This is a genomic window from Streptomyces pathocidini (genome assembly GCF_001418495.1).
Classification (GTDB): domain Bacteria; phylum Actinomycetota; class Actinomycetes; order Streptomycetales; family Streptomycetaceae; genus Streptomyces; species Streptomyces pathocidini.
The window spans coordinates 1-23018 of record NZ_LIQY01000275.1 but is presented as its reverse complement, the minus strand read 5'-3'; the positions used below and the strand labels follow the sequence as shown (position 1 = coordinate 23018).

The window sequence follows — 23018 nt, the reverse complement described above, 5'->3', positions numbered from 1 at the left end:
CTCCTCCGGCCACGACAGCGCGACCTGCGACTGGGGGACGTCCGAGACCGGGCGGTACGTGAGGTCCTTGCGGTGGTGGAGGCGGGCGAGCGACTGCGGGACGACGAGCAGTCCGACCCCCGCCGCCACCAGCTCGATCGCGTCCGCCGTCGTGGCGGGACGCTCGAGCGCCGGGCGTCCGGGCGGGCGCTCCCAGTCGAGGGTGTCGTCGAGGGGGTGCAGCACGATCTCGTCGGCCAGTTCCTCGACGGACACCTCGTCGACCGCCGCCACGATGTGGTCCTTCGGGACCACGACCACCGTCGTCTCGACGTAGAGCGGGATCGCGCTGAGATCCGTACGGTCGATCGGCAGCCGTACGAAACCCGCGTCGGCGCCGCGGTCGCGCAGCATCCCGGGTGCCTCGGCGGCGGACACCCCGACGAGGGTCAGCGGGACGTCGGGCAGCCGCTCGTTCCAGATCCGCACCCATTTGGTGGGCGTCACCCCCGGCACGTACGCGAGGCGGAACGAAGGAGGTGCTTCCGAGCCTGTCACCCGGCCAGGCTACCGGGCTCCGGCGAAAGGCAGCCCGGCCCATGACCTGGAGACCGCGCCCCGAGCACGGGCCATGACCGGAGCACGGGCCATGACCGTGGCCGGAGGCAGCACGGCCCCGGACCACGGACCACGGACCCCACGGACCACGGACCACGGTCGGCGGTCGGCGGTCGGCGGTCGGCGGTCGGCGGCAAATACCGCCACATTCTGCGGTCTGCCGTCGGCGGCAGCACGGCCCCGGTCTGCGAACTGCGGACTGCGGTCGGAGGCAGCGCACGCGCTCGAATACCCTGGACACCATGACGTCGCACAAGACCACCCAGACGATGAAGCCAGCGACCGCGGCGAAGAAGCTGGGTGTGTACCTCCAGGCCACCCCCGCGGAGTTCCAGGAGGGGGTCGTCTCACGCGACGAGCTGAACGCCCTGCAGGCCGACCCGCCGGAGTGGCTCGTCGAGCTCCGCCGCAACGGCCCGCACCCCCGCCCGGTCGTGGCGGCCAAGCTGGGCATCTCCATCTCGGGCCTCGCCCGCGGCGGCATCACCGACCCGCTGACCACGGCCAAGATCGACGCCCTGAAGTCGGAAAACCCCGACTGGCTCCAAAAGGAACGCGCCACCCAGGCCGATGTCCGCAAGGAAGCGGCCCGTCTCAAGGCGAAGAACGCACAGCAGGCCGATCAGACGTAGCGTCCGTAGCGAAAAGGGCCGACCCCAGGAGGAGTCGGCCCTTTCCATTGGTTCTACCAGGGTCCGGCTTTACACCCGCTGGTTCTACCAGGGCCGGGTTTACACCCGCACACCGGCGGCAACTCCGGTCCGGCCGGGAATGCCGCATTTCACCGAACTCAATGAGCCTTGTCGTACGCCTCGCGCACTGACGCCGCCACTCGGCCGCGGTCACTGACCTCAAGCCCCTGCTCCTTGGCCCAGGTCCGAATCGCGGCGGTGTCGTCCGGCCCTGCGCCCCGCGGCTTGCGGGCCCGCCTGCCCTGACCTCCACGAATGCGCCGCGCGCCCTTGGCGCTGAGGAAGGGCGCCAACGCCTCCAGGAGCTGGTCGTGGCTCTCCAACGAGAGGTCGATTTCCACGCCGGCGCCATCTACGAGAATCGTGTGGGTGCTGATCTCCTCAGATTCCTTACCGGTGAGATCGTCCACATAAGTCGTGACTACTTTCTGTGCCATGGATGCAGCCTATCCCCCTGAAGCCGGGGCACACCCCATACCGTAAAACTCCTTTCGGAACCCCGCGCCCAAATCGGAATACGCCCACGCTTCTCCCCGGCCGCCGGATCGCTTCGGCCGGCGGGCGACTCTGACGGTTGCCGATGAAGCCCCCGGCCATGGTCAGGTGCGGACACCCTCAGAGCTGCGAGGCCGCCATGAGCAAGTGAACCCGCACATCGCGGAAGGACGGAGGGCCGTCAAGATGCGGCACTGGTCTGGAGGCCATCGAGCCGGCGCAGCACCACCGGAGCCGACCGTCCGATGAAGACCTGAGACAGATCGACCTGAAGGACCCGGAGGTCAGGGGACGACGAGGTTTGGGGGACGACCAGGAAAGCCCCCTTCCACTTCAAGAGCTGGTGTGCACAGCAAGTGAAGGATGGGGGATATGGCCCACCACGCCTCACATAAGCCTGCAATCTGACGAATGGCGGGAGTCGTTCAAGGGGTTCCCGCCGCAGTGCGCCACGCGCTGCGACCACCACTAGAGAAGAAGGACGCTCATCGTCATCATGAGCAACACCTCCCGCATCGAGACCCGCGAGCTTGCCGACGCCGACCTCGACAGCGTCGCCGGCGGCCTCTCCGTCAGCGGCTCCGTGGACCGCCTGACCGCCACGTTCGCCCCGGGCCGAGGCGGCGTGCCCGTCCTGACCGGAATCTCCGCGAAGTCCCTCAGCGGCACCATCTCGGACATCTCCGTGGGCCCGCTCACCAGCTGAGCCACAGCCCCAACACGGCGCCGGGCCCCGGGCCCGGCATCACCCCGAGGTCGAGCAATCCAGTACCGCCCCGAATGAGAAACCGAAGGGGTCCGCCTCCAAAGAGCCGGACCCCTTCGCTACCTCACCGTATGTCACGCCTCTGCGCCTTCAGGGTGAGGCACTTCGCCCACCCCAAGGACGTATCCCGGCCTCTGCTACAACTGATTTGTGGAGCTATCCCTTTCTGCCTCAGAGGCCCGATTGCTGAGTCAGCTTGCCCTGGCGAGCATTCGGTACGCCGCTGATGACGCAATCGCGCTCGCTGTGCGAGGGCTCGACGAAGAGCAAGTGCACAACGATATACAGTCGTTGACTTGGCGAGGCATGGTGGCGGCCGACGGTGACTTCCTCTCTCTCACTCCGCTCGGCGCTGCGGCACATTACGCGTGCGAGGCCGAGGAGTTGTCAGCACGGCTCGTTGATGTGTGCACGTTGGCCGACGCACTGGAACACCTGCATCCGAACCTTGCCTGTGGAACACATGCCGTGCGTCAAGTCGCACAGGGAGCATGGTCATTGGAGCGTGCACGGCAGTACGCCGTGCAACACCGGCCTGGCCGGCTGGAGTGACCCCCGGAATGCGTACTGCCCGCTCGGCCTCCGGATCAGAGCAGGGCGTCGGGGTCGCTGTCGGCGCGGAGGGTGGAGGTAGGAAGGTCGCGACGGGGTTTGCGTATCTTCGGAGCCACGGGCAGTACTCCTGACTTCGCCAGGTCGGACTCGGTGATCACAGCACCCACGACGATGCGCTCTAAGAGGTCTTGTTGGACCGACTCCAGCTCCACCAAGCGGCGCAGCGCCGAGAGGAGTTCCATGAGCTCGGTCGACCACTGCGCGGGCCAAGTCTCGGCGTGGATGTCGTCCAGTGGACTGGTCTTGCGGCTGTTGGGGCTGGCCTTGCGGTAGCCGAACCACTTCTTGACGATTTGCATGCCGCCCACGTCATACGCCCAGACTTCCGGCGGGACGGGACCGAACTCACCGGGGCCCAGGTGGAGCGTCTCGGTCATCTCGGCGTATCGGATCCCGGCGGGGAGGGCCTGCCCCACAGCCTGCTGGTAGCGGACCTGGCGCGGATCACCTTGCGGGTAGCGAATGTCCCCCGCGGGTCTACCGTCCTCAGGCGCGGCGTAAAGCTCTCCGTACGTCGAAGCCCACAGAACGGCGGACCCGACGTGGACGGCCTCGTTCCACAGGTGCGGATCGCGGGTAAGCGGCACGCGCACGCCCGGGGTGAGCAGGTCCTCCGTGAAGCGCTCGGTAAAGCCCCGGTGTCCGGCTACCGCCACGGTGTACGCGGCCAGTTCGTGCACGGTGACCTTGGGGAGCCCGAGTGCGGTGGCTAGGTGGGCGAGCAGCCCGGGCGGCACGTTCGGGGTGCCGTCGGGGTGGAAGAGCGGCATGACCTTGCCACCCCGCCCGTTGAAGTGATGCGTGTCCGGTAAGAGAGCCGTGGCGACCATGGCGGGTCCCGAGTCGATTTCATGCGAGGACTGCTGGTTGAGAAATAGCTGGCCCTCTTGCAGTGACTCCCAGAGATCCGGGCGTGGGAAGTCGACGACGCGGCTGTCGGCGATGAGCCACTGACGGTCGAAGCTGCGCATCCCGATCCGGATCAACTCGGGTTTGTTCGCCCTCTCCTGTCCGATCCCCTCCCCATGGTCGGGGCGGCCGGGTAGCGGTTGCGGCTTCTTGTCCAGGGTACGGTCGCGGGTCTCCTTGAGTAGTTCAGCCTTCTTTGCCGGATTCTTCTCCGATATCAGATGGGCCCACCGCCGCTGGAGGATGCTCTTGTCAGGGGCGTTCACCCACGAGCGGTTGGCCGTGATGCCCAGGCTTCCCCAGGGGAAGAGGTCACTGAGGTCGGGGTACTCCGCCCAGCCGGTCCCCGTGGACGGACGGAACGGTTGGGCACCCTCGGCATGCGCGTCCTGCCATCCGTCGTCATCGAGCCGGATCTCTTTCAATTGGCGGTACTTGGTAGCCCTCTTGCCCTCGATGGAGCGGTAGTAGATCCGCGCGGGGCGCCGCGGATCATGGTCGGCGCGCCGGACAAAGATGCAGATCGCCAGTGGCTGGGCCACCCCCGGGAAGATACGGGTGGAAACATCGGGCCGATGGCCTTCCGGAGAGACATCGATGACCCAACCTTCATCGCAGGTGCGCCGCAGATAGTCCCGCATGCCCCGGCCGCCGGGCCCGCTGGCGAAGCCGGACGGCGTGATGAAGCAGATCACTCCGTGCTGGTCCTCGTCGTGTGCGTCGAAGACCTTCCAAGTCGCCCAGCGCCAAAAGTAGATGTACAGGTTCTTCAGAATGTGCTCGTAGCGCCCGTTGCCCGGCCACTTGAACGCAGTAATCGGCGGCGCACCGCGTCCTTCCGCGCCGCACTCGATCCAGCCGCCGCGACCCTTGGCCTTGTCGTCGTATGGAGGGTTTCCGATGACGACCGTCACCGGGGTCGTGGCCTTCACCCTGTTCGCGCGTTTGCGTGACTCCGATATCACCCCGTACGTGGAAGCCAGGGTCTCCTCAGTCACGTACGGGTTGTCCAGCGTGTCCGTGACGTACAGCTGCAGGCCATCCCTCGGCTGTGCCGCACGATGCCGCTTGAGCAGGTCGGAGGTGCGTAACTCGGCCACCGCAAAGGGACCCATCTGCAACTCGAATCCGACCAGGCGCCGTGCGAGAGAGCTAATGGAATCTGGGACAGCGCCGAGCCCAGTGTGCTGACCAGTCCACTCGGCGACATGCTCGATAATCGCGTGAAGGTAGGTTCCAGTCCCCATCGCCGGATCCACGATGCGCACATCCGAGCTGGCGTAGCCCGCAGGCCGATCCAGTCGCGTACGCAGAACGTCCTCGGTAAGCCGTACCATCTCCTCTACGACCTCGCGCGGGGTGTAGTACGAGCCGCTCTTCTGCCGCAGTTTCTCGTCGTACACCTCCAAGAACGACTCATATAGGTGCAGATAGGCATCGCGTCGACCCTTGCGGATGGAATCCCAGCGCACCGCGTCAATTACACGTACCAGCAGATCCAGCGTCACCTCAAAGGTCTCGGTGACGTTATCAGTGAGCAGTTGAAGGGCCTTACCCATCAAGGCATGCCCGGCATCGAGCTTGCGACCTATCTCATGCAGCCCGGTGTCGGTCAGTGTCACATCCTCGGTGCGGGCCAGCAGCAGCGCGAAGGTGACGGCCTGGGCGTAGCCGTCGGCGAAGGTGGCATCGTCCGCGGTCGGGAAGAGAAGCTTGCGCCAGTCACTCATCAGGCCGGTGAACCTAAGCTCCCGCGGGGGCGCCCCGTTGGTCGCCGCACGCCGTTCCGCGTCCAGTTGCTCCAGTACCGCAGCACGCAGCAGCCGACACAACGGAGCAATCCGCCGCACCAGCACGGACACCTGGCGGATCTCCTCGGGATACCAGTGCAGGAAGGTTCGTAAAAGCGAGTGGAACGTACCTGCATCGACGACCTTCAGGGCTGCCCCGGCACGCTCCAGATCACCATCGAAGACGACGGGGCCGCCGACGGGCATTCCGTGCCGGAACAGTCGCCATTCCGTGCCATTCGTATAGAGCACATTAGGCAAGTCACGCAGCCGCTCCCACTGCTCCTTGTTACGACCGGTGAACTTGCTCGGGTCCACGCCCTGGCCGGGTCTCTTGATTTCGACGTACCCGATGATCGCGCCGGCGACCTCAACCGCATAGTCGGGGCGCACTCCGAGGTCGGGCAGCGGTGTCTCCGCATGCCAGAGAACACCCTGCAGTCTGTACTGCTCACCGGCGGTCTGCAGTAACTTCTCCAGCGGCGTACGGATGGCGAATTCCGGCCAGCCAGGGCCACTGAGTAACGCCGTGCACGTGGCACCGAAGTCAGAGACAGCCGTCGTTAACCACTGCTGCTGGTCACCCACCACGTTGCACGCCCCCATCACCTACTGCTCATGATCTCGATCGAAGTATGACAGGCAGGCCCGGATCATGAGAAGCGGGGCACAGTCAACACAGCCCCGACGCAGGGTAGATGAAGCTTCCCTGAGAGCTCACACAGCGCAGTCGAGCACACGACGAGTTCGCCATCGTCCAGTCCGCTTGGCGGTTGTTCTCGACCAGCGCTTCGCCGATTGCGCAGGAAAGCCAGTAGCGAAGAGCTCTCGTAGGGGTCGGCGCAGCTTCGCCGGCACCGGGACCACTCGTAAGTTGAGAGATCTCAGGCCCACGCCTACCGGGGCTGCCACGCCCGTACGAGGCTCCCCGGTCCCCAGTGCGCGGCCAGTGGCAGATCATCGGCAACCCTGCAGCCGAAGACCGCGACCAGTGGAGTATCCGCGGCGGTACCAGGGACAGCGAGCATGTCGCGTGCCAAGGCGTCGTACTCATGACGGCCGAAGGGCTGGGTCTCTCGCCACTTGACCGATCCGACGAAGTGCACCTGCCGGGCCACCGGCCCGTGGTCCGCACCGAAGAGGTCGATCTCAGGGTTGTTCCGGCGGTTCCAACAAGCGGGACCTGGTTCCAGTCCTGGGCCTGGAGGCTGGCGACCAGCTCTGCCCCCGGCGGGGAACGACTGCTCGAGAGTCGCGGCAAAGTCGTTGCGCCCCATCACAGGGTTTCGCCCGCACGTGGCTGGAACACCACGTACGGCACCCCCGAGTGGCCCCAGCCCCCTCCGCCACTGTCTGGTACGGCTCCCCACCAAGGTCGAGATCTCCGGCCCCGCCTTGGAGAATTAACGTAGATCGATTATTACGTAGATCAAATCTTGCAGCGCCCTCCAAGCATGCTGCTGGATGCAACGCAAAGGGGCAGAAGGGCGAGACACACGAACTACGCGCGACGAGCGAAGCGGTGGCTGCCTGCCGTACAAGACCGACCGAAATCACAGCGCGGCAGAGGCGAGCGGAAGTGATGACGAGTGACGACGGATCAGTTTTCCTAGCACCACCCCGACACGGGAGCGCGACAAGGTACGAGAAGACTCAGGATCGCCAACGCGACACAACAGCGCCGGCGAAATCTGTGGGACTTCTTCGCAACGTCTGCGATCTGATCGCGCTCACCAACCCCCGCGGCTCGCCTGCAATCCGCCACTCACAGCGGCCAGGCGGTCAGCAGATCGCCTGGGCCATAAGCGGCATCGAGCCCCGGACAGTCGACTCCACTCCGCGCAGATCAGCGGCAGCCCGCCGGTGACCAGCGCGGCGTCGAAGGCTTCCGTCGGATCCAGCCCTAGCATCCGCCCGACCTCGGCGGGGTTCAGCGGCCCGAGCACCATCTCCCGGCCACGCTGATGGAAGGGGCATCCATAGCTGTTCAGCGCCTCCATCATCGACAGATCCGAGCCGATGAGGACCAGCAGCACCGGCTTGGTCTCCAACACCCGGTCCCAGGCCCGCTGCAACCAACAACGACGTCAGTAACAACAAGTTAGCGACATAGATTCCATGTCCCCGCGAAACGCCCTCAGCGTGTATACGGATCGGCCAGCGGCAGCGGCGTCCGTGCCGCTTCCAGAGCCGCCTCCGGAAAGGCAGGGCCAGCGGTGTAGAAGCGGGCACGGGTCCGGCCGACCGGGGTCAGGATGCCCGCCCCAACCAGGCCCCGCAGGTCGCGCTGCGCCCGCTGGAGGCTCAGGCCCTCCGCTCGTTCATAGCGGGTACGACGCACCCGCCCGGACATCGCTACATCATGCAGAGCGGAAACCGCCCTCTCCTCCAGCCCCCGGACCTCCGCGAACTCGCCGAGCAGGAGCCACACCCGACTTGAACGATCCAGGCGGCTGCGTACGGTCTGCGCCTGCTGGTGGTACGCGGTGAGGTTGAAACGAACCCAGTCGGAGACGTCCTGATCGGGGCGGTAGGTGGCACCTCGGCGCTGCAGCTCGCGATAGTACTCCCAAGTATTTCCGGGGCGCCCCAGCCAAGCCTCGATCGAAGAGAACTCGGGGGCCAGTTCCCCCTCTCTCGCGATCATGAGCGTTTGGAGGGACCGAGACATGCGGCCATTTCCGTCAGCCCACGGGTGGATGGCAACAAGGTGCAGATGCGCCATGGCAGCCCGTACCAGCGGGTGGGTGCCGTCGTCCGTGTTCAGCCACTCGACCAGTTCACCCGTCAACGCAGGCACATCGGCCGCGTCCGGCGCCGTATATGCCGCGATGTTGGGGTCGCGGGCGTCCGTCACGTACACAGCTCCGCGCCGCCACTGCCCGGCCGGCCTGCGTGGGGTGTGCCGGTGCCCCTGCAGCATCCAGTGGAGCGCGTTGAGCAACTCCTTGCTGTAACGGAAGTCCGCGACATCGTGCAGCGTCTGGATATAGGTCATCATCCGCTGATAGGCGAGCGTCTCCTCGCGGTCCTCTTCGGAGACATCCACATCCCGCTCGCCCTCCAGAAGGTCCTCGACATCGACCGTGGACACTTTGAAGCCCTCGATCGAATTGGAAGCCGCCACCGCATCGGCGGTCAAGAACTTGCGCAGTCCTTCGGCCCACTTCGCCGGAGTGGACCGAACCTGCAGGCGCAATGAGCGACGAAGGTCTTCGATCTCGCCGAGAACACGCCGATCCTCGGCGTTGAAAGCAGGTGTGGGGAAGAGCATGCCCTCACGATACGGCGACGTAAACATTACGTCAATACGTCAGCGATCCACCGATGATCCGGCACCAGCCACTGCGCATACACAACCCCAGATATCGCCTCGTCCGCCGAAGCGCAGGCGCCAACCACGAAGCGCTCCCGGAGCGACACCAAGTCCGCACGGGAACGACGAAGGGGCCGGGCCCGAGAAAAGCCCCATAGCCTTCTGCCCCGAGCCCCTATGAGTCTGGCCCGCTCCATAAGCCGCTCAGGCCCGGGCTGCTGACCAGGCGCCGCCGCTGAGTCCGTAGGCCTCCGAGGAATTTGCGTCCCGAGGCGGAGGGCTGGTGGAAAGGCTGACGGGGCCAGGAGGCATTCCTCCTGGCCCCGTCAGTTACTTGCACTCTTGAACTGAACTCCACAACGTAGCCACGTAGTGGTCGGTCACCCACTACACGTTGAAGCGGAACTCCACCACGTCGCCGTCCTGCATCACGTATTCCTTGCCCTCCATGCGGGCCTTGCCCTTGGCTCGGGCCTCGAGGATGGAGCCGGTTTCGACCAGGTCGGCGAACGAGACGATCTCGGCCTTGATGAAGCCCTTCTGGAAGTCGGTGTGGATCACACCGGCCGCCTCGGGGGCGGTCGCGCCCTTCTTGATGGTCCAGGCGCGCGCCTCCTTCGGGCCCGCCGTCAGGTACGTCTGGAGGCCGAGGGTCTCGAAGCCGACGCGGGCGAGGTTGGCCAGGCCGGGCTCCTCCTGGCCCATCGACTGGAGGAGTTCGAGCGCCTCCTCGTCGTCCAGCTCGATCAGCTCGGACTCGATCTTGGCGTTGAGGAAGATCGCCTCCGCCGGGGCCACCAGCTTGCGCTGCTCGTCCTTGAACGCCTCGTCGACCAGCTCGTCCTCGTCCACGTTGAAGACGTAGAGGAACGGCTTGGTGGTCAGGAGGTGCAGGTCGTGCAGGAGGAGGCCCTGCTCCGTGCCCTTGGTGATGCCCGCGGAGAAGAGCGTACGGCCCTCCTCCAGGATCGCCTTCGCCTCCTCGACCGCCTTGACCTGGACCTGCTTGTCCTTCTGGATGCGGGACTCCTTCTGGAGCCGCGGCAGGACCTTCTCGATGGTCTGGAGGTCGGCGAGGATCAGCTCGGTGTTGATCGTCTCGATGTCGTTCTTCGGCGAGACCTTGCCGTCGACGTGGACGACGTTCTCGTCCTGGAAAGCGCGGATGACCTGGCAGATCGCGTCGGACTCGCGGATGTTCGCGAGGAACTTGTTGCCCAGGCCCTCGCCCTCGGAAGCACCGCGCACGATGCCCGCGATGTCGACGAAGTCGACGGTGGCGGGGAGCTTGCGCTGCGAGCCGAAGATCTCGGCGAGCGTGTCCAGGCGCGGGTCGGGCACGCCGACCACGCCGACGTTCGGCTCGATGGTGGCGAACGGGTAGTTGGCCGCCAGCACGTCGTTCTTGGTCAGGGCGTTGAACAGGGTCGACTTGCCGACATTCGGCAGACCGACGATTCCGATCGTGAGCGACACGTGGCGACTTCCCGTAGCGAGAATGTGTGAAAGGGACCGACCCGGGTGGGCCGGTCATCCAGTCTACGGGCGTACGGCCGCGGCCCCCGCCCCGACCGGATTCACCCCGTCGTGACGCTGCGTCGAACACACCATCACGGCTCGGCGAACGGCGTGTCCATTACCAGTTTCCGCGGGCCGCGCGACCTACGTTGGTCCGGTGGAGCAACCCAGCAGGAACACCCCCCAGGCCGGACCGCGCCGGGCGCCCGGCCAGGTCCCCGAGCAGGAGTCGGCCACGGTCTACCGGGCCGCGCCCCGTCGGTCCACGCCGCCCGCCGTGGTGGTCCTGCGGCGACTGCGGAAGCTCCAGCAGGTGCCGGGGCCGCGGCTGACCGGGCTCGGGTGCGGACTGCTGTCCATGCTGGCGATGCTGACCACCGGCGTGCTGGACGATCTGCTGCTGGACGGGTCGTCGGTGGTGTACGGGCTGGTGTTTCTGGTGGTGTGCGTCGGCGGCGGGCTGTGGGTGCGGCCGAACGATCTGATCACCGCGCCGATCAGCGCGCCCATCGCCTTCACCGTCGGCCTCCAGCCGATCAGCGGCGGCGAGGGCGGGTTCGGGCCGCAGGTCATCGCCGTCTTCACCCAACTCGCCCTCCAGGCCGGATGGTTGTACGCGGGTACGGCGACGGCCTGCCTGGTGGTGGCCCTCCGCAAGGTGCTGGTGCTGAGCGACCGCGCGGCGGCCCGCCGCCGGGGCGCCTCCGGCGGGGTTGCGGACCGGGGCGGCTCCACCGGGCCAGGGCGGGGGATCGCGCCGTAGCGGGCAGCCGAACCCCACCCTGCGGCGCAGGCACGCCACACCCCGTAGCCGGGGGGGCGCTGGACACCGCCCGGCTCCGGCGCCGTGGTTGCGCGCCATCGCAGCGGAAGGGTTCTCGCGGCAACCGCCACACCCCGTAGCCGAGGCCGCCCGGCACCGCCCCGCTCGGCCGCGGGGGTGCCGTGCGGCTCCCGGCCGCACGGCCCTCCCGCCGCGCCGGCGAGAATCCGGCCGCGGCCCTTGCTACTGGTCGCCGGTTGCCGCCTCCGCGGCCATCGCCGCGCCGACGATTCCCGCGTTGTTCTGGAGGTGGGCGGGGAGCAGTTCCGCTCGGATGTCCTTGATCAGGGGGAGGAACTTGTCGGCCTTGCGGCTGACGCCGCCGCCGATGATGAAGAGGTCCGGGGAGAAGAGCATCTCCACGTGCTCCAGGTAGCGCTGCACCCGCCGCGCCCAGTGGTGCCAGCTCAGGTCCTCGTCCTCCTTGGCCTTGGTGGACGCGTGCTTCTCCGCGTCGTGGCCGTTCAGTTCGAGGTGGCCGAGTTCGGTGTTGGGGACGAGCCTGCCGTCGGTGAAGACCGCGCTGCCGATGCCCGTACCGAAGGTCAGCAGCATCACCGTGCCGCCGCGGCCCCGGCCCGCGCCGAAGGACATCTCGGCGACCCCGGCCGCGTCCGCGTCGTTGAGCACGGTCACCGGGAGCCCGCCGAGCCGCTCGGACAGCAAGGCGCGGGCGTCGCGGTCGATCCAGCCGGAGTCCACGTTCGCGGCCGTGCGGGTCGTGCCGCCGGTGACGACGCCGGGGAAGGTCACGCCCACCGGGCCCGTCCAGCCGAAGTGGTCGACGACCTCCTTCACGCCGTCGGCCACCGCGTCGGGCGTCGAGGGCTGCGGGGTGAGCACCTTGTGGCGCTCGGCGGCGAGGTCGCCGCGGACCAGGTCCACCGGCGCGCCCTTGATCCCGGAGCCGCCGATGTCCACACCGAAAATCTGTCGCTGCTGCATGAGGACAACGCTACGGGGAGTGGTCGCCGCTCACTTCCCGGGCGCGGAATCCTCGGCTCCGGCGTTCAGCCGCTCCGCCTCCGCGCGCAGGTCGCGGCGCAGCTCCTTCGGCAGCGAGAACGTGATGCTCTCCTCGGCGGCCGTCACGACCTCCACGTCCCCGTACCCGCGCTCGGCGAGCCACTCCAGGACGCCCTGCACCAGGATCTCCGGCACCGAGGCGCCCGAGGTCACGCCGACCGTCGTGACGCCGGCCAGCCAGGACTCGTCGATCTCGTCGGCGAAGTCGACCAGGTGCGCGTCGCGCGCGCCCGCGCCGAGGGCGACCTCGACCAGGCGGACGGAGTTGGAGGAGTTCCTGGAGCCGACGACGATCACGAGATCGGCCTGGGCGCCCATCTGCTTGACCGCGATCTGCCGGTTCTGGGTGGCGTAGCAGATGTCGTCGCTGGGCGGGCTGATCAGCTGCGGGAAGCGGTCCTTGAGGGCGTCGACGGTTTCCATCGTCTCGTCGACGGAGAGCGTGGTCTGGGAGAGCCAGACGACCTTGGATTCGTCGCGGACCTGGACGTTCTGCACGTCCTCCGGGCCGTCGACCAGCGTGATGTGGTCCGGGGCCTCGCCGCTGGTGCCGATGACCTCCTCGTGGCCCTCGTGGCCGATGAGGAGGATGTCGTAGTCGTCCTTGGCGAAGCGGACGGCCTCTTTGTGGACCTTGGTGACCAGCGGGCAGGTGGCGTCGATGGTCGCGAGGCGGCGCTCGGCGGCCTCCTCGTGGACGACCGGGGCCACCCCGTGCGCCGAGAAGATCACGATGGAGCCCTCGGGGACCTCCTCCGTCTCGTCGACGAAGATCGCGCCCTTCTTCTCCAGGGTCTGGACGACGTACTTGTTGTGGACGATCTCCTTGCGCACGAAGACCGGTGCGCCGTACTGCTCCAGGGCCTTCTCGACGGCGATCACGGCACGGTCCACGCCCGCGCAGTACCCCCGGGGGGCGGCGAGCAGGACGCGTCGGGCGGTGGACGTCGCGGCAGGCGTTGCAGTCATGCAGACCATGGTAGGGCCGGTCTCGGCAGGCGCCCGTTGGGGGAGACTTTGCCTCCGTGGCCCACACTGGGGCGGACCGCAGCCGGAATTGACCGAGGAGGGGACCATGACCGGTCAGCAGAGCAGCAGCGACGAGGGCGGCGTGATCGCGCCGGAGGCCGGCGGCGGGCAGCTGAAGCGGACGCTGGGTTTCAAGGACCTGGTCGTCTACGGGCTGCTGTTCATCGCGCCGATGGCCCCGGTGGGCGTGTTCGGCACGCTCGACGCCAAGAGCCACGGCGCGGTGGCGCTGGTGTACGTGGCGGCGACGATCGCGATGGGCTTCACCGCGTACAGCTACGCGCAGATGGTCCGGGTGGCCCCCCAGGCGGGCTCGGTGTTCGCCTACGCGCGGGCGGGGCTCGGGGACGCGCCGGGGTTCGTCGCCGGGTGGATGGTGATGCTGGACTACCTGCTGATCCCGGCCGTCGCGTACCTCTTCTCCGGCATCGCGATGGAGGCGCTGGTCCCGTCCGTGGACCGCTGGATCTGGACCGCGCTCGCGGTGATCGTCACTACGGCGCTGAACCTCACGGGCGTACGGGCGGCGGCGCGGGTCGGGTTCGCGGTGCTGGCGCTGGAGATCGTGGTGCTGCTGGTGTTCATCGTCTCGGCGCTGGTGGTGCTGGCCCGGGACGGGGCCGAGCGCGGCTGGCTGTCGCCGCTGACGGGCGACGGCTCCGCGGGGTTCTCACTGGCCGCGGTGATCGGCGCGGTGTCGGTGGCCGTGCTCTCGTACCTGGGCTTCGACGCGATCGCGTCCTTCGCCGAGGAGGTCACGGGTGGTTCCGCGAAGGTGGCGCGGGCGGTGCTGTTCTGCCTGGCGCTGGCGGGCGTGCTGTTCATCGTGCAGACGTATCTCGCGGCGCTGCTGACCCCGGTCTCGTCGGCCGAGCTGGCGGCGGACCCGGCGGCGCAGGGCTCGGCGTTCTACGACGCGGTGGACGCCTCCGTCGGCGGCTGGCTGCACGATCTGATCGCGGTCTCCAAGGCGATCGGCGCGGCGTTCGCGGCGCTGGCCGGGCAGGCGGCGGCCGGGCGGCTGCTGTTCGCCATGGGGCGCGACCGGCGGCTGCCGGGGGCGCTGTCGAAGGTGGACGGGCGCTCGGGCGTGCCGCGGCTCGCGCTGCTGATCGCGGCCGGTATCACGCTGGTCGCGGCGGTGTGGGCGGCCCGCCGGGACGACGGGCTCGACCACCTGGTCTCGGTCGTGGACGTCGGCGCGCTGTGCGCGTTCACACTGCTGCACGCGTCGGTGATCGGTTGGTTCGCCGTGCGGAACCGGGACGGCGGCTTCAGCCCCTGGAAGCACATCGTGATCCCGCTCCTCGGCGCGGCGGTGACGGTCGCCGTGATCGTCGAGGCCTCGGGCACGGCCCAACTGGTGGGCGCGATCTGGCTGGCGGTGGGGCTCGCGGTGCTGATCGCCCAGCGCGGGCGGCGGGAGGCCGCGGCGGGCCCGCGGGGCCGCGGATAGTGTCTTGTCCGCGGGCGGGTCCGTTCTGTCCGCTGAGCGGGGCCGTTCTGTCGGTGGTGGCGGATAGCCTGCCGGTATGGGTCTGAACAGCTCTCCCGAGGAGCCGATTCCGGTCGGGCGGGTCTCCCGGCTGATCGGCGGCTGGATCGACCGGCTGGGCGCGGTGTGGGTCGAGGGGCAGATCACGCAGCTGTCGCGGCGGCCGGGCGCGGGGGTGGTGTTCCTGACGCTGCGCGACCCCGCGCACGACATCTCGCTGTCGGTGACCTGCTACCGCATGGTCTTCGACCGGGTCTCGGGCGTGGTGTCGGAGGGCGCGCGGGTGGTCGTGCTGGCCAAGCCGGAGTGGTACGCGCCGCGCGGCCAGCTCTCGCTGCGGGCCACCGAGATCAGGCCGGTGGGGGTCGGTGAACTGCTGGCCCGGCTGGAGCAGTTGAAGCGGTCGCTGGGCGTCGAGGGGCTGTTCGCGCCCGAGCGGAAGCGGGCGCTTCCGTTCCTGCCGCAGCTGATCGGGCTCGTGTGCGGCCGCGCCTCGGCCGCCGAGCGGGACGTGCTGGAGAACGCCCGGCACCGCTGGCCCGCGGTCCGCTTCGAGATCCGCAACGTGGCGGTGCAGGGTGTGCACGCCGTGCCCCAGGTCATCGGCGCCGTCGAGGAGTTGGACCGGAACCCTGATGTGGACGTGATCGTCGTGGCGCGGGGCGGGGGCAGTGTCGAGGACCTGCTGCCGTTCTCGGACGAGCGGCTCGTACGGGCCGTGGCGGACTGCCGTACGCCCCTGGTGTCCGCGATCGGGCACGAGCCGGACACCCCGCTGCTCGACCTGGTCGCCGATCTGCGTGCCTCCACGCCGACGGACGCGGCGAAGAAGGTCGTACCGGACGTCGGCGAGGAGCAGGTCCGCATCCGTCAGCTGCGGGACCGCGCGCTGCGTACGGTCACGGGGCTGCTGGACCGGGAGGAGCGCGGGCTCGCGGCGGCCCGGCACCGGCCGTGCGTGGAGCGGCCGCACCGGATGGTCGAGGAACGGGAGGAGCAGGTCGCGGCGGTGCTGGAGCGAGGCCGCAGGACGTTGGGCCACCTGCTGGACCGGGCCGAGTCCGAGCTCGCGCACACTCACGCGCGCGTGGTCGCCCTCTCCCCCGCCGCGACGCTGGAGCGCGGGTACGCGGTGCTGCAGCGCCCCGACGGCGCGGTCGTGCGGGCCGCGGACGAGGTCGCGGCGGAGGAGAAGCTGCGCGCCCGGGTCGCCGACGGCGAGTTCACCGTGCGGGTCGAGCCGTGAACGCCACCGGGCCCAGCCTTCAGCGGACCGGTGGCGTGAGCGGACCGGGCCGAGCCCCGAGCGGGCGCGCGGGAGCCCTGAGCGACGCCGGTGGCGTGAGCGGACCGGGTGGGTGCCTGAGCGAGATGACGCGAGCTGGTCAGGTCGAGCCGTCAGCAGACCGGGTGGCGTGAGCGGGCCCCGGCGGGAGCCTTTGAGCGGGCGGGCTGAGGCCCTGGGCGGGCCCGGGCGGGCCGGGGGCCGCGCCGTGCGCGGGTCGGTGCTGTCGTACCCCGGCTCTAGGCTGGGCGCATGACCACTACCGACGGGCAGGCCGACGAGAAGACGGGCGACTCGGCGCTCGGCTACGAGCAGGCGCGGGACGAACTGATCGAGGTCGTGCGCCGGTTGGAGGCGGGCGGCACCACGCTGGAGGAGTCGCTGGCGCTCTGGGAGCGCGGCGAGCGGCTGGCCAAGGTGTGCCGGCGCTGGCTGGAGGGCGCCCGCGCCCGGCTCGACGCGGCCCTCGCCGAGGAGGAGCGGTCGGAGGCGGCCGAGGCGGAAGAGGGCGACGGCGGTCGGTGACCCCGGTCCTGACCTCGGTCCCGTGACCTCGCTCACAGACCAGCCCCATTTAGTTGAACTTTAATCTATATGTCGTAGGCTGGGTCCCGCACCAGTTGACTGCCGCATGACATCGGAAGGGTCCCGCCCATGCCTCTCGCCCTCGACACCGCCGCCCAGGACCTGCTCTTCCGCGAGGCCCACACGGCCAACGCCTTCACCGACGAGCCGGTCTCCGACGAGCAGGTGCGGGCGATCTACGACCTGGTGAAGTACGCGCCCACCGCCTTCAACCAGTCGCCGCTGCGCATCGTCCTCGTCCGCTCCCCCGAGGCCCGCGAGCGCCTCGTGGGTCACCTGGCCGAGGGCAACCGGGCCAAGACCGCCGCCGCCCCGCTGACCGCGATCCTCGCCACGGACCACGAGTTCCACGAGGAATTGCCGCGCCTCTTCCCCGCCTTCCCGCAGGCCAAGGACGCGTTCTTCAGCGAGCGCCCGGTCCGCGAGCACGCCGGGGCCTTCAACGCCGCGCTCCAGATCGGCTACTTCATCGTCGGCGTCCGCGCCGCCGGACTGGCCGCGGGCCCGATGACCGGCTTCGACGCCGAGGGCCTGACCAAGGAGTTCTTCCCCGACGGCGACCACCAGGTGCTCGCCGTCGTCAACATCGGCAAGCCCGGCCCGGAGGCGTTCCACCCGCGCTCCCCGCGCCTGGACTACGACGAGGTCGTCACGACCGTCTGAGCCCGCGACGAGGTCGTCACGACCGGCCTGTCCGCGCCCGACCGTCCGAGTCCGCGCGACCCGTCCGAGTCCGGTCCGCGGCAGTCCAGTCCGCGGCTGTCGAATCCGCGTCCCCGGGCCCCGGCCCGGGCCATGGCCGCCCCGCTTGAGCAGCCTCCCAAGAGGAGCCCTTCTACGAGGACTTCGAGGCCTTGAGCGCGGCGGCCATCTCCGCGAGCTGCCCGAACGGCGCCGTGCCGGTGACCACCGTGGTCACCCCGCGCTCCTCGCGCACCAAGGCGTCGTACTTCGGCCCCTCCCAGCGCTCCCACCGGGCGTCGCCGACCCGCTGGGTCCCGCCCGTCTTCGCCGCCCCGTGGGTGACCGCGGCGACGAACTTCGACGCCCTGCCGTTGCCCTGCTCGACCGCCACGTACTCGTCGTCCGGGTTCTGGAAGCCCAGGTGCCAGGTGGCCCCGTCGGCGCTGCCGCCCTCGTACGTGACCGAGGTGGCGCGCCCGCTCGCGCGGGAGGCGGCCCGCCGCACCGGGAGCTGCACGGTGGTGTGCGACGCGGGCCACGAGAGGGTCCGCGAGGTCCTCGCGCCTTACGCGGAGGTACGGGTGCACCGGGCCGCCGACGTGGACGTCGACGCGCTGCACGCCGCGGCCGGCGCCTTCCTCGCCTCCCCCACGCTCACCGCCGTCTCCCTCGCCCAGACCCGCCGCGCGCCCCTGGCCTTCCTCCCGCCGCTCGGCCCGCACCAGGACGACCTGGCCCGGCGGGTGCGGCGGGCGACGCCGATCCCCACCGCCGACCCGGCCGAGGGGATCGCCGAGGACCCCGCGGGTCCCGCCCCCTGGGCCGGTGTCGACCCCGCGGCGGACGACCTGCGCGGCGCGCAGCGGATCGCCCGGGCGGTACGCCAACTCGTCCTCGCCCCCACCGGGTTCTGACCCCGGCCGACAGAGGACCACCCCCGACCCCATCCGCGTCGAGACTGGAGGCTCCGTGTCCCACACGTTCGCGGCGAACGGCGACACCCCGAGCGGCACGCCGACCGACCCCCCGAGCGCCACCCTGAGCAGCACGCCGACCGGCACTCCGGCCGCACCACCCGGCCTCGTCCGGCCCGAGATCCCCGAGGAGCAGTGGAACGACTGGCGCTGGCACATGCGCAAGCGCATCACCGACGTCGCCAAGGCCCGCCAGTGGATCCGGCTCACCTCGGACGAGGAGAAGGCGATCGCGGGATCCGCGGGCAAGTACCGCTGGTCCGTCACCCCGTACTACGCCTCGCTGATGGACCCCTACGACCCCGACTGCCCGGTCCGGCAGCAGGCCGTGCCCGCGCTGGGCGAGCTGCTGGAGCACACCGGGGCGGAGGTCGACCCGGTGGGCGACATGTTCTACCGGAAGACCAACCGCGTGGTGCACAAGTACCCGGACCGCGTGATCATGCTGATCACCGAGGCCTGCCCGGTCTACTGCCGCCACTGCACCCGCAAGTTCCACACCACCGCCGTCGACGGCACGTACTTCGAGAAGAACGAGGGCGAGGACTTCACCGAGGACCTGCGCTACATCGCCGAACACCCCGAGATCCGCGATGTGTTGCTGACCGGCGGCGACCCGCTGTCCTACCGCGACGGCAAGCTGGAGGAGATCGTCTCCTCGCTGCGCGCCATCCCCAGCGTCGAGATCATCCGGATCGGCAGCCGCTTCCCCGTACTCCTGCCGCAGCGCATCACCGATGAGCTGTGCGCGATGCTCGCGCGCCACCACCCTGTGTGGCTCAACACCCACTTCAACCACCCCAAGGAGATCACCCCGGAGTCCGAGCGGGCGGTGGACCGCCTGCTGCGGCACGGCATCCCGGTGGGCAACCAGACCGTGCTGCTGCGCGGGATCAACGACGACCTGGAGACGATGCGCACGCTCATGACGGAGCTGCTGCGCATCCGCGTACGCCCCTACTACCTCTACCACTGCGACAACGTCACCGGGGTCTCCCACTTCATGACCTCCGTCGAGAAGGGCTGGGAGATCATGGAGGGCCTCCAGGGCCACATCACCGGGTTCGGCGTGCCCCAGTACGTGCTCACCACCCGGCTCGGCAAGATCCCCATATCCCAGCCCTATCACCGGCGCACGCCCGAAGGCCTCGTGCTGCGCAACTACAAGGGCGAGGAGATGCTCGTCGACGACGCCGCATACCCCGTCGCCGAGACGGAGGGCGGGCGATGACCCTGGACAAGCGGCTGGGGCAGCGGTTCCTGCCCTACGGTGCCAACTACCTCGACTGGGACGACATGAGCGAGCTGCGCCATGCCGTCGAGCACGGCGTGCTGTTCCGCTACCAGACCGAAACCGAGAGCGTGGCAAGCCGGTTGGAGCGCCGGGTGGCCCGGGAGCTGGGCGCCGGGCATGTGCTCGCGGTGCACAACTGCACCGAGGCGCTGCGCCTCGCGCTGGTCTCCACCCGGCCCCGGGTCGGCGACGTGGTGTACATCCCGGCCGTCACGTTCGTGGCGGTGGCCGGGGCGGTGCTGTCCACCGGGCTGGTCCCCGTACCGGTCGACGTGGACGACACCTTCTCCCTCGACGCCTCCCTGCTGCCCGAGGACGCCCAGCGGGTGATCGTCGCGCACATGGAGGGCACCGTGGCCCCGCTGCCCGAGGGGGTGCCGTACGTGATCGAGGACGCGGCGCAGGCGCTCGGCGCGCGCTTCCCCGACGGACGCCGGGCCGGTACCCGCGGCTACGCGGGCACGTTCAGCTTCCACCACAACAAGGTGCTCACCTCCGGCGAGGGCGGGCTGCTGGTCACCCAGGACCCGCGGGCCTGGGCCGTGATGCGCTGCTACCACGACCACGGCTCGGCTCGGCAGCCCGGCCGCTATCCGACCTGGGACGAGGACGCGTACTACGGGGAGAACCTCGTCACCAGCGAGGAGGTCGCGGCCGTACAGCTCCAGCAGTTCCGCCACCTGGAGGAGATCCTGGCCGGCCTGGAGCGCCACTACGCCATCGCCGTACGGGAGTTGCCCGACCGGCCGGACGTCGAGCTGATGGCCCGCTCGGCCGGGGACGCCAAGACGAGCATCCGGTTCCGGCTGGAGAGCCGCGAGCTGCGCGACGCGGCCGTGGCGCGGCTGACCGAACGGTCCATCGCCAACTGGACGCTGGGGAAGTACCTGCTGCCCGAGCACCCGGTGCTCAAGGGCCGCCGCTCCCTGTACGCCGACGGCTTCCCCTGGAACCTCGGCGCCGACCAGCCGCGGGGCATCAGCCGGGACGGCTTCGCCCGCACCCGCGACCTGCTGGACCGCACGCTGTGCCTGCCGCTCTCGCCCGAACTGCCCGAGGCGGACCAGGTGGTGGCGGTCAAGGCCGTGCGCCAGGCCCTGGAGTCGCTGTGAGCGCCGCCGAGGGGCCAGTCCTCCTGATGGCGGACGACCGGGCGTCCTCCTTCACCCGCTACGCGGCCCGGCAGCGCGCCGAACGGCTGGTGCTGCTGCGCTTCGAGGAGACGCGCGGCGACCTCGCGGAGGACTATCTGCGCGAGACCGCCCACCTGCCCGCCTTCTGGATCCGCCGGGGCGCGCCGCTGGAGGAGGAGGCCCGCCGCTACCTCGCCTGGGCCGACCGGCTGCCCGAACGCCCCACCCGGTTCTGCAACCCCTCCGAGCCGCGCCAGGAGACCGCCCAGCGCTTCGCGGCGCTCGCCGGCCTGCCGCACCTGACCGAGCGGCAGGTCCGGTGGGTGCGCGACAAGGCCGCCATGAAGGACAGGTTCCGCGCCCTGGGGCTGCGCACGGCCGCGTACGCGCGCGTGCGCACGCCGGCCGATGTGGTGGGGTTCGCGGCGCTCCACGGCTTCCCCGTCGTCCTCAAGCCCGTCGACTCCTTCGCCTGCGTCGACACCTTCCTCCTCCACGGGCCGGCGCAGCTGCGGGCCGTGGACCTGGCCTCGCGCGCGTGGATGGTGGAGGAGTACCTGGGCGGCACCGAGTGGGAGGCCTGCGCGCTGGTCCTGGGCGGCGAGGTGCTGGACGTGTGGCCGAGCGCGATGCCGTGCCGGCCGCTGGACATCGTCGGCGGCGCGATGAACGCCAACATCAGCGTCGGCTCCGGGCCGGGCCCGGGGGTGGACACGGCGGCCCTGGTACGGCGCGTGGTGGCCGGCATGGGGATCGACCACGGTTACATCCACCTGGAGTTCTTCGAGATCGCCGGCGAGGCGTACGCGGGGGAGGTCGGCGTGCGGCTGGCCGGCTGCGAGATCACCGCCAACCACGGCCTCGCGTACGGCTTCGACGTCTTCGGCGCCACCCTGGACGTCTACCTGGGCCGCAGACCGGCCCTGGTCTACGGCAGGCGGCGCTGCGTGGGCGACCTGCTGCTGCCGCTGCCACGCTCGGGCACCGTCCGCCGGGTGACCTCGCGCGAGGAGCTGCTGGCGCTGCCGGGCGTTGTCGACGCCGTCGTACGGGTGGCACCGGGCGATCGGGCCACGGCGCGGCGGGCGTCTCACAATGCGTCAGGGCACGTGCATATAGAAGGTGTTTCGGTCGCCGAGGTGGAAAACCGCATGCGGCAGGTTGGGGAAGCGTTCAGCATCGAAGTCGTCCCGGACGCGGCGGAGGCCGCGGCCCCGACCGCCTGAGATCGGAGAACTGAGCAGTGATGATCGGGATGCCCCGGCGGTTCCTGCGATTACTGACGCGGCGGCACGTGGCCGGCCCCGCCTGGTGGAGCCTGGTCTCCCGGCTGCCCGTCTACCTGATGTCCCTCGCCATGGTCCTGGTCGTCCGCGAGCAGGGCGGCAGTTACGCCCAGGCCGGGCTGGTGTCCGCCCTCTACACGCTCGGCATGGCGGTGGGCAGCCCGCTGGTCGCCCGCCGCGTCGACCGGGGCGGGCGGCGGGCCGTCCTGGTCACCACCGGCCTGGTGTATCCGCTGGCGCTGGCCGTCCTCGTCCGGTTCACCGGGCCCGCCGAGCCCGCCCAGCTGGCGCTCGCGCTGCTCGCGGGCGNNTCCCGCTGGCGGACGACGAGCGGGAGCTGGCGTATCTGTGGGAGGCACTGCTCACCGAACTGCTGGTCATCTGCGCTCCGTTGATGCTCGCCGCGCTGATGCTCACCGGCTCGGCGGGGCTCGGCCTCACGACGGTCGCGGTGATCGGCGGCGTCGGGGCGCTCGGCCTGGGCCTCACCCGGCTCCCGGCGGGCGTGAGTGGCGAGGGAGGCCGTGGGGGAGCCGGTGCGGGAAGTGGTGGGAGAGGCGGCGGGGGAGCCGGCGAGGGCCGTGAGGAGCGGGCCGGGCAGGGCCGCTCCGCCCGGCTCCTCGGCCCCCTGCACCACCCCGGCATGCTCGCGCTCACCGCCGTCATGGCCGCCGCGGCCGTGCCGATCGGGCTGATGACCCTCGCC

Annotated in this window: 20 protein-coding genes and 3 pseudogenes; 14 read left to right on the top strand and 9 right to left on the bottom strand. The window is 69.7% G+C overall.

Features of this window, described 5'->3' with window-relative positions:
* The coding region (locus AOK16_RS14710) for a LysR family transcriptional regulator substrate-binding protein (protein WP_079101384.1) at positions 1–537 on the bottom strand (537 nt) is incomplete at its 3' end.
* Between the two features lie 302 nt (positions 538–839).
* Between AOK16_RS14710 and AOK16_RS14705 the strand changes: the two genes are divergently transcribed.
* Entirely contained in the window at positions 840–1229 is a 390-nt protein-coding gene (locus AOK16_RS14705; protein ID WP_055472705.1) for a DUF5997 family protein, read from the top strand.
* A 158-nt stretch (positions 1230–1387) separates the two neighbouring features.
* Here AOK16_RS14705 and AOK16_RS14700 read toward each other — a convergent pair whose 3' ends face one another.
* Positions 1388–1726, bottom strand: coding sequence for a histone-like nucleoid-structuring protein Lsr2 (locus tag AOK16_RS14700; protein WP_055472704.1), 339 nt, complete (start codon positions 1724–1726; stop codon positions 1388–1390).
* 554 nt (positions 1727–2280) lie between these two features.
* Here AOK16_RS14700 and AOK16_RS14695 point away from each other — a divergent pair.
* The gene (locus AOK16_RS14695; protein WP_055472703.1) at positions 2281–2490 is read left to right on the top strand and encodes a hypothetical protein; all 210 of its coding nucleotides are present in this window, start codon (positions 2281–2283) and stop codon (positions 2488–2490) included.
* A 210-nt stretch (positions 2491–2700) separates the two neighbouring features.
* On the top strand, positions 2701–3102 hold the full coding sequence (locus AOK16_RS27190) for a hypothetical protein (protein ID WP_157859217.1): 402 nt from the start codon (positions 2701–2703) through the stop codon (positions 3100–3102).
* 35 nt (positions 3103–3137) lie between these two features.
* Here the strand turns inward: AOK16_RS27190 and AOK16_RS14690 are convergent, their stop codons facing one another.
* The 4 genes and pseudogenes from AOK16_RS14690 to ychF form a co-directional block, all read right to left on the bottom strand.
* Complete coding sequence (locus AOK16_RS14690) at positions 3138–6455, bottom strand: type ISP restriction/modification enzyme (protein WP_240483571.1); 3318 nt, start codon at positions 6453–6455, stop codon at positions 3138–3140.
* Between the two features lie 1226 nt (positions 6456–7681).
* Positions 7682–7939: pseudogene (locus AOK16_RS14685) on the bottom strand (ATP-binding protein); the annotation flags it as partial.
* Positions 7940–8001: 62 nt separating this feature from the next.
* Positions 8002–9138, bottom strand: coding sequence for a Fic family protein (locus tag AOK16_RS14680; protein ID WP_055472710.1), 1137 nt, complete (start codon positions 9136–9138; stop codon positions 8002–8004).
* Positions 9139–9567: 429 nt separating this feature from the next.
* Positions 9568–10656 (bottom strand): redox-regulated ATPase YchF, encoded by a 1089-nt coding sequence (gene ychF / locus AOK16_RS14675; protein WP_055472700.1) that lies wholly within the window; start codon positions 10654–10656, stop codon positions 9568–9570.
* A 199-nt stretch (positions 10657–10855) separates the two neighbouring features.
* Here ychF and AOK16_RS14670 point away from each other — a divergent pair, with 199 nt between their 5' ends.
* Positions 10856–11461, top strand: a complete 606-nt coding sequence (locus AOK16_RS14670; protein ID WP_205627688.1) for a DUF6542 domain-containing protein — start codon at positions 10856–10858, stop codon at positions 11459–11461.
* Between the two features lie 243 nt (positions 11462–11704).
* Here the strand turns inward: AOK16_RS14670 and ppgK are convergent, their stop codons facing one another.
* Entirely contained in the window at positions 11705–12466 is a 762-nt protein-coding gene (gene ppgK / locus AOK16_RS14665; RefSeq protein WP_055472699.1) for a polyphosphate--glucose phosphotransferase, read from the bottom strand.
* 30 nt (positions 12467–12496) lie between these two features.
* On the bottom strand, positions 12497–13516 hold the full coding sequence (locus AOK16_RS14660; protein ID WP_055472708.1) for a 4-hydroxy-3-methylbut-2-enyl diphosphate reductase: 1020 nt from the start codon (positions 13514–13516) through the stop codon (positions 12497–12499).
* Positions 13517–13622: 106 nt separating this feature from the next.
* Here AOK16_RS14660 and AOK16_RS14655 point away from each other — a divergent pair, with 106 nt between their 5' ends.
* The 4 genes from AOK16_RS14655 (at position 13623) to AOK16_RS14640 (ending at position 17604) form a co-directional block, all read left to right on the top strand.
* Positions 13623–15032: an APC family permease gene (locus tag AOK16_RS14655; protein ID WP_055472698.1), complete on the top strand. Its 1410-nt coding sequence runs from the start codon at positions 13623–13625 to the stop codon at positions 15030–15032.
* A gap of 76 nt (positions 15033–15108) precedes the next feature.
* Entirely contained in the window at positions 15109–16317 is a 1209-nt protein-coding gene (gene xseA / locus AOK16_RS14650; protein ID WP_055472697.1) for an exodeoxyribonuclease VII large subunit, read from the top strand.
* A 291-nt stretch (positions 16318–16608) separates the two neighbouring features.
* Positions 16609–16881, top strand: coding sequence for an exodeoxyribonuclease VII small subunit (locus tag AOK16_RS14645; RefSeq protein WP_055472696.1), 273 nt, complete (start codon positions 16609–16611; stop codon positions 16879–16881).
* A gap of 129 nt (positions 16882–17010) precedes the next feature.
* Positions 17011–17604 (top strand): malonic semialdehyde reductase, encoded by a 594-nt coding sequence (locus AOK16_RS14640; RefSeq protein WP_055472695.1) that lies wholly within the window; start codon positions 17011–17013, stop codon positions 17602–17604.
* A 172-nt stretch (positions 17605–17776) separates the two neighbouring features.
* Here the strand turns inward: AOK16_RS14640 and AOK16_RS14635 are convergent, their stop codons facing one another.
* Positions 17777–18142, bottom strand: a complete 366-nt coding sequence (locus AOK16_RS14635; protein WP_055472694.1) for a DUF4245 domain-containing protein — start codon at positions 18140–18142, stop codon at positions 17777–17779.
* Here AOK16_RS14635 and blsF point away from each other — a divergent pair.
* The 6 genes and pseudogenes from blsF to AOK16_RS14605 form a co-directional block, all read left to right on the top strand.
* Positions 18054–18539, top strand: a complete 486-nt coding sequence (gene blsF, locus AOK16_RS14630) for a CGA synthase-related protein (protein ID WP_079101382.1) — start codon at positions 18054–18056, stop codon at positions 18537–18539. The two genes, AOK16_RS14635 and blsF, sit on opposite strands and share 89 nt — an antisense overlap.
* A gap of 55 nt (positions 18540–18594) precedes the next feature.
* The gene (blsG, locus tag AOK16_RS14625) at positions 18595–19830 is read left to right on the top strand and encodes an arginine 2,3-aminomutase (protein WP_055472692.1); all 1236 of its coding nucleotides are present in this window, start codon (positions 18595–18597) and stop codon (positions 19828–19830) included.
* The gene (locus AOK16_RS14620) at positions 19827–21005 is read left to right on the top strand and encodes a DegT/DnrJ/EryC1/StrS family aminotransferase (protein ID WP_055472691.1); all 1179 of its coding nucleotides are present in this window, start codon (positions 19827–19829) and stop codon (positions 21003–21005) included. Before blsG ends, AOK16_RS14620 begins: the two co-directional genes overlap by 4 nt.
* On the top strand, positions 21002–22252 hold the full coding sequence (locus AOK16_RS14615; protein WP_240483570.1) for an ATP-grasp domain-containing protein: 1251 nt from the start codon (positions 21002–21004) through the stop codon (positions 22250–22252). Before AOK16_RS14620 ends, AOK16_RS14615 begins: the two co-directional genes overlap by 4 nt.
* A 20-nt stretch (positions 22253–22272) precedes the next feature.
* Positions 22273–22621 (top strand): annotated as a pseudogene (locus AOK16_RS29285) (MFS transporter); the annotation flags it as partial.
* Positions 22622–22623: 2 nt separating this feature from the next.
* Positions 22624–23018: pseudogene (locus AOK16_RS14605) on the top strand (hypothetical protein); the annotation flags it as partial.

What these genes read in the sequence shown, in the direction of transcription:
- AOK16_RS14620 (WP_055472691.1), top strand. Translation starts at nt 19,827, where the DNA reads ATGACCCTGGACAAGCGGCTGGGGCAGCGGTTCCTGCCCTACGGTGCC.
- AOK16_RS14700 (WP_055472704.1), bottom strand. Translation starts at nt 1,726, where the DNA reads ATGGCACAGAAAGTAGTCACGACTTATGTGGACGATCTCACCGGTAAG.
- xseA (WP_055472697.1), top strand. Translation starts at nt 15,109, where the DNA reads ATGGGTCTGAACAGCTCTCCCGAGGAGCCGATTCCGGTCGGGCGGGTC.
- AOK16_RS14680 (WP_055472710.1), bottom strand. Translation starts at nt 9,138, where the DNA reads ATGCTCTTCCCCACACCTGCTTTCAACGCCGAGGATCGGCGTGTTCTC.
- AOK16_RS14655 (WP_055472698.1), top strand. Translation starts at nt 13,623, where the DNA reads ATGACCGGTCAGCAGAGCAGCAGCGACGAGGGCGGCGTGATCGCGCCG.
- AOK16_RS14645 (WP_055472696.1), top strand. Translation starts at nt 16,609, where the DNA reads ATGACCACTACCGACGGGCAGGCCGACGAGAAGACGGGCGACTCGGCG.
- ppgK (WP_055472699.1), bottom strand. Translation starts at nt 12,466, where the DNA reads ATGCAGCAGCGACAGATTTTCGGTGTGGACATCGGCGGCTCCGGGATC.
- AOK16_RS14705 (WP_055472705.1), top strand. Translation starts at nt 840, where the DNA reads ATGACGTCGCACAAGACCACCCAGACGATGAAGCCAGCGACCGCGGCG.
- AOK16_RS14640 (WP_055472695.1), top strand. Translation starts at nt 17,011, where the DNA reads ATGCCTCTCGCCCTCGACACCGCCGCCCAGGACCTGCTCTTCCGCGAG.
- AOK16_RS14695 (WP_055472703.1), top strand. Translation starts at nt 2,281, where the DNA reads ATGAGCAACACCTCCCGCATCGAGACCCGCGAGCTTGCCGACGCCGAC.
- AOK16_RS14660 (WP_055472708.1), bottom strand. Translation starts at nt 13,516, where the DNA reads ATGACTGCAACGCCTGCCGCGACGTCCACCGCCCGACGCGTCCTGCTC.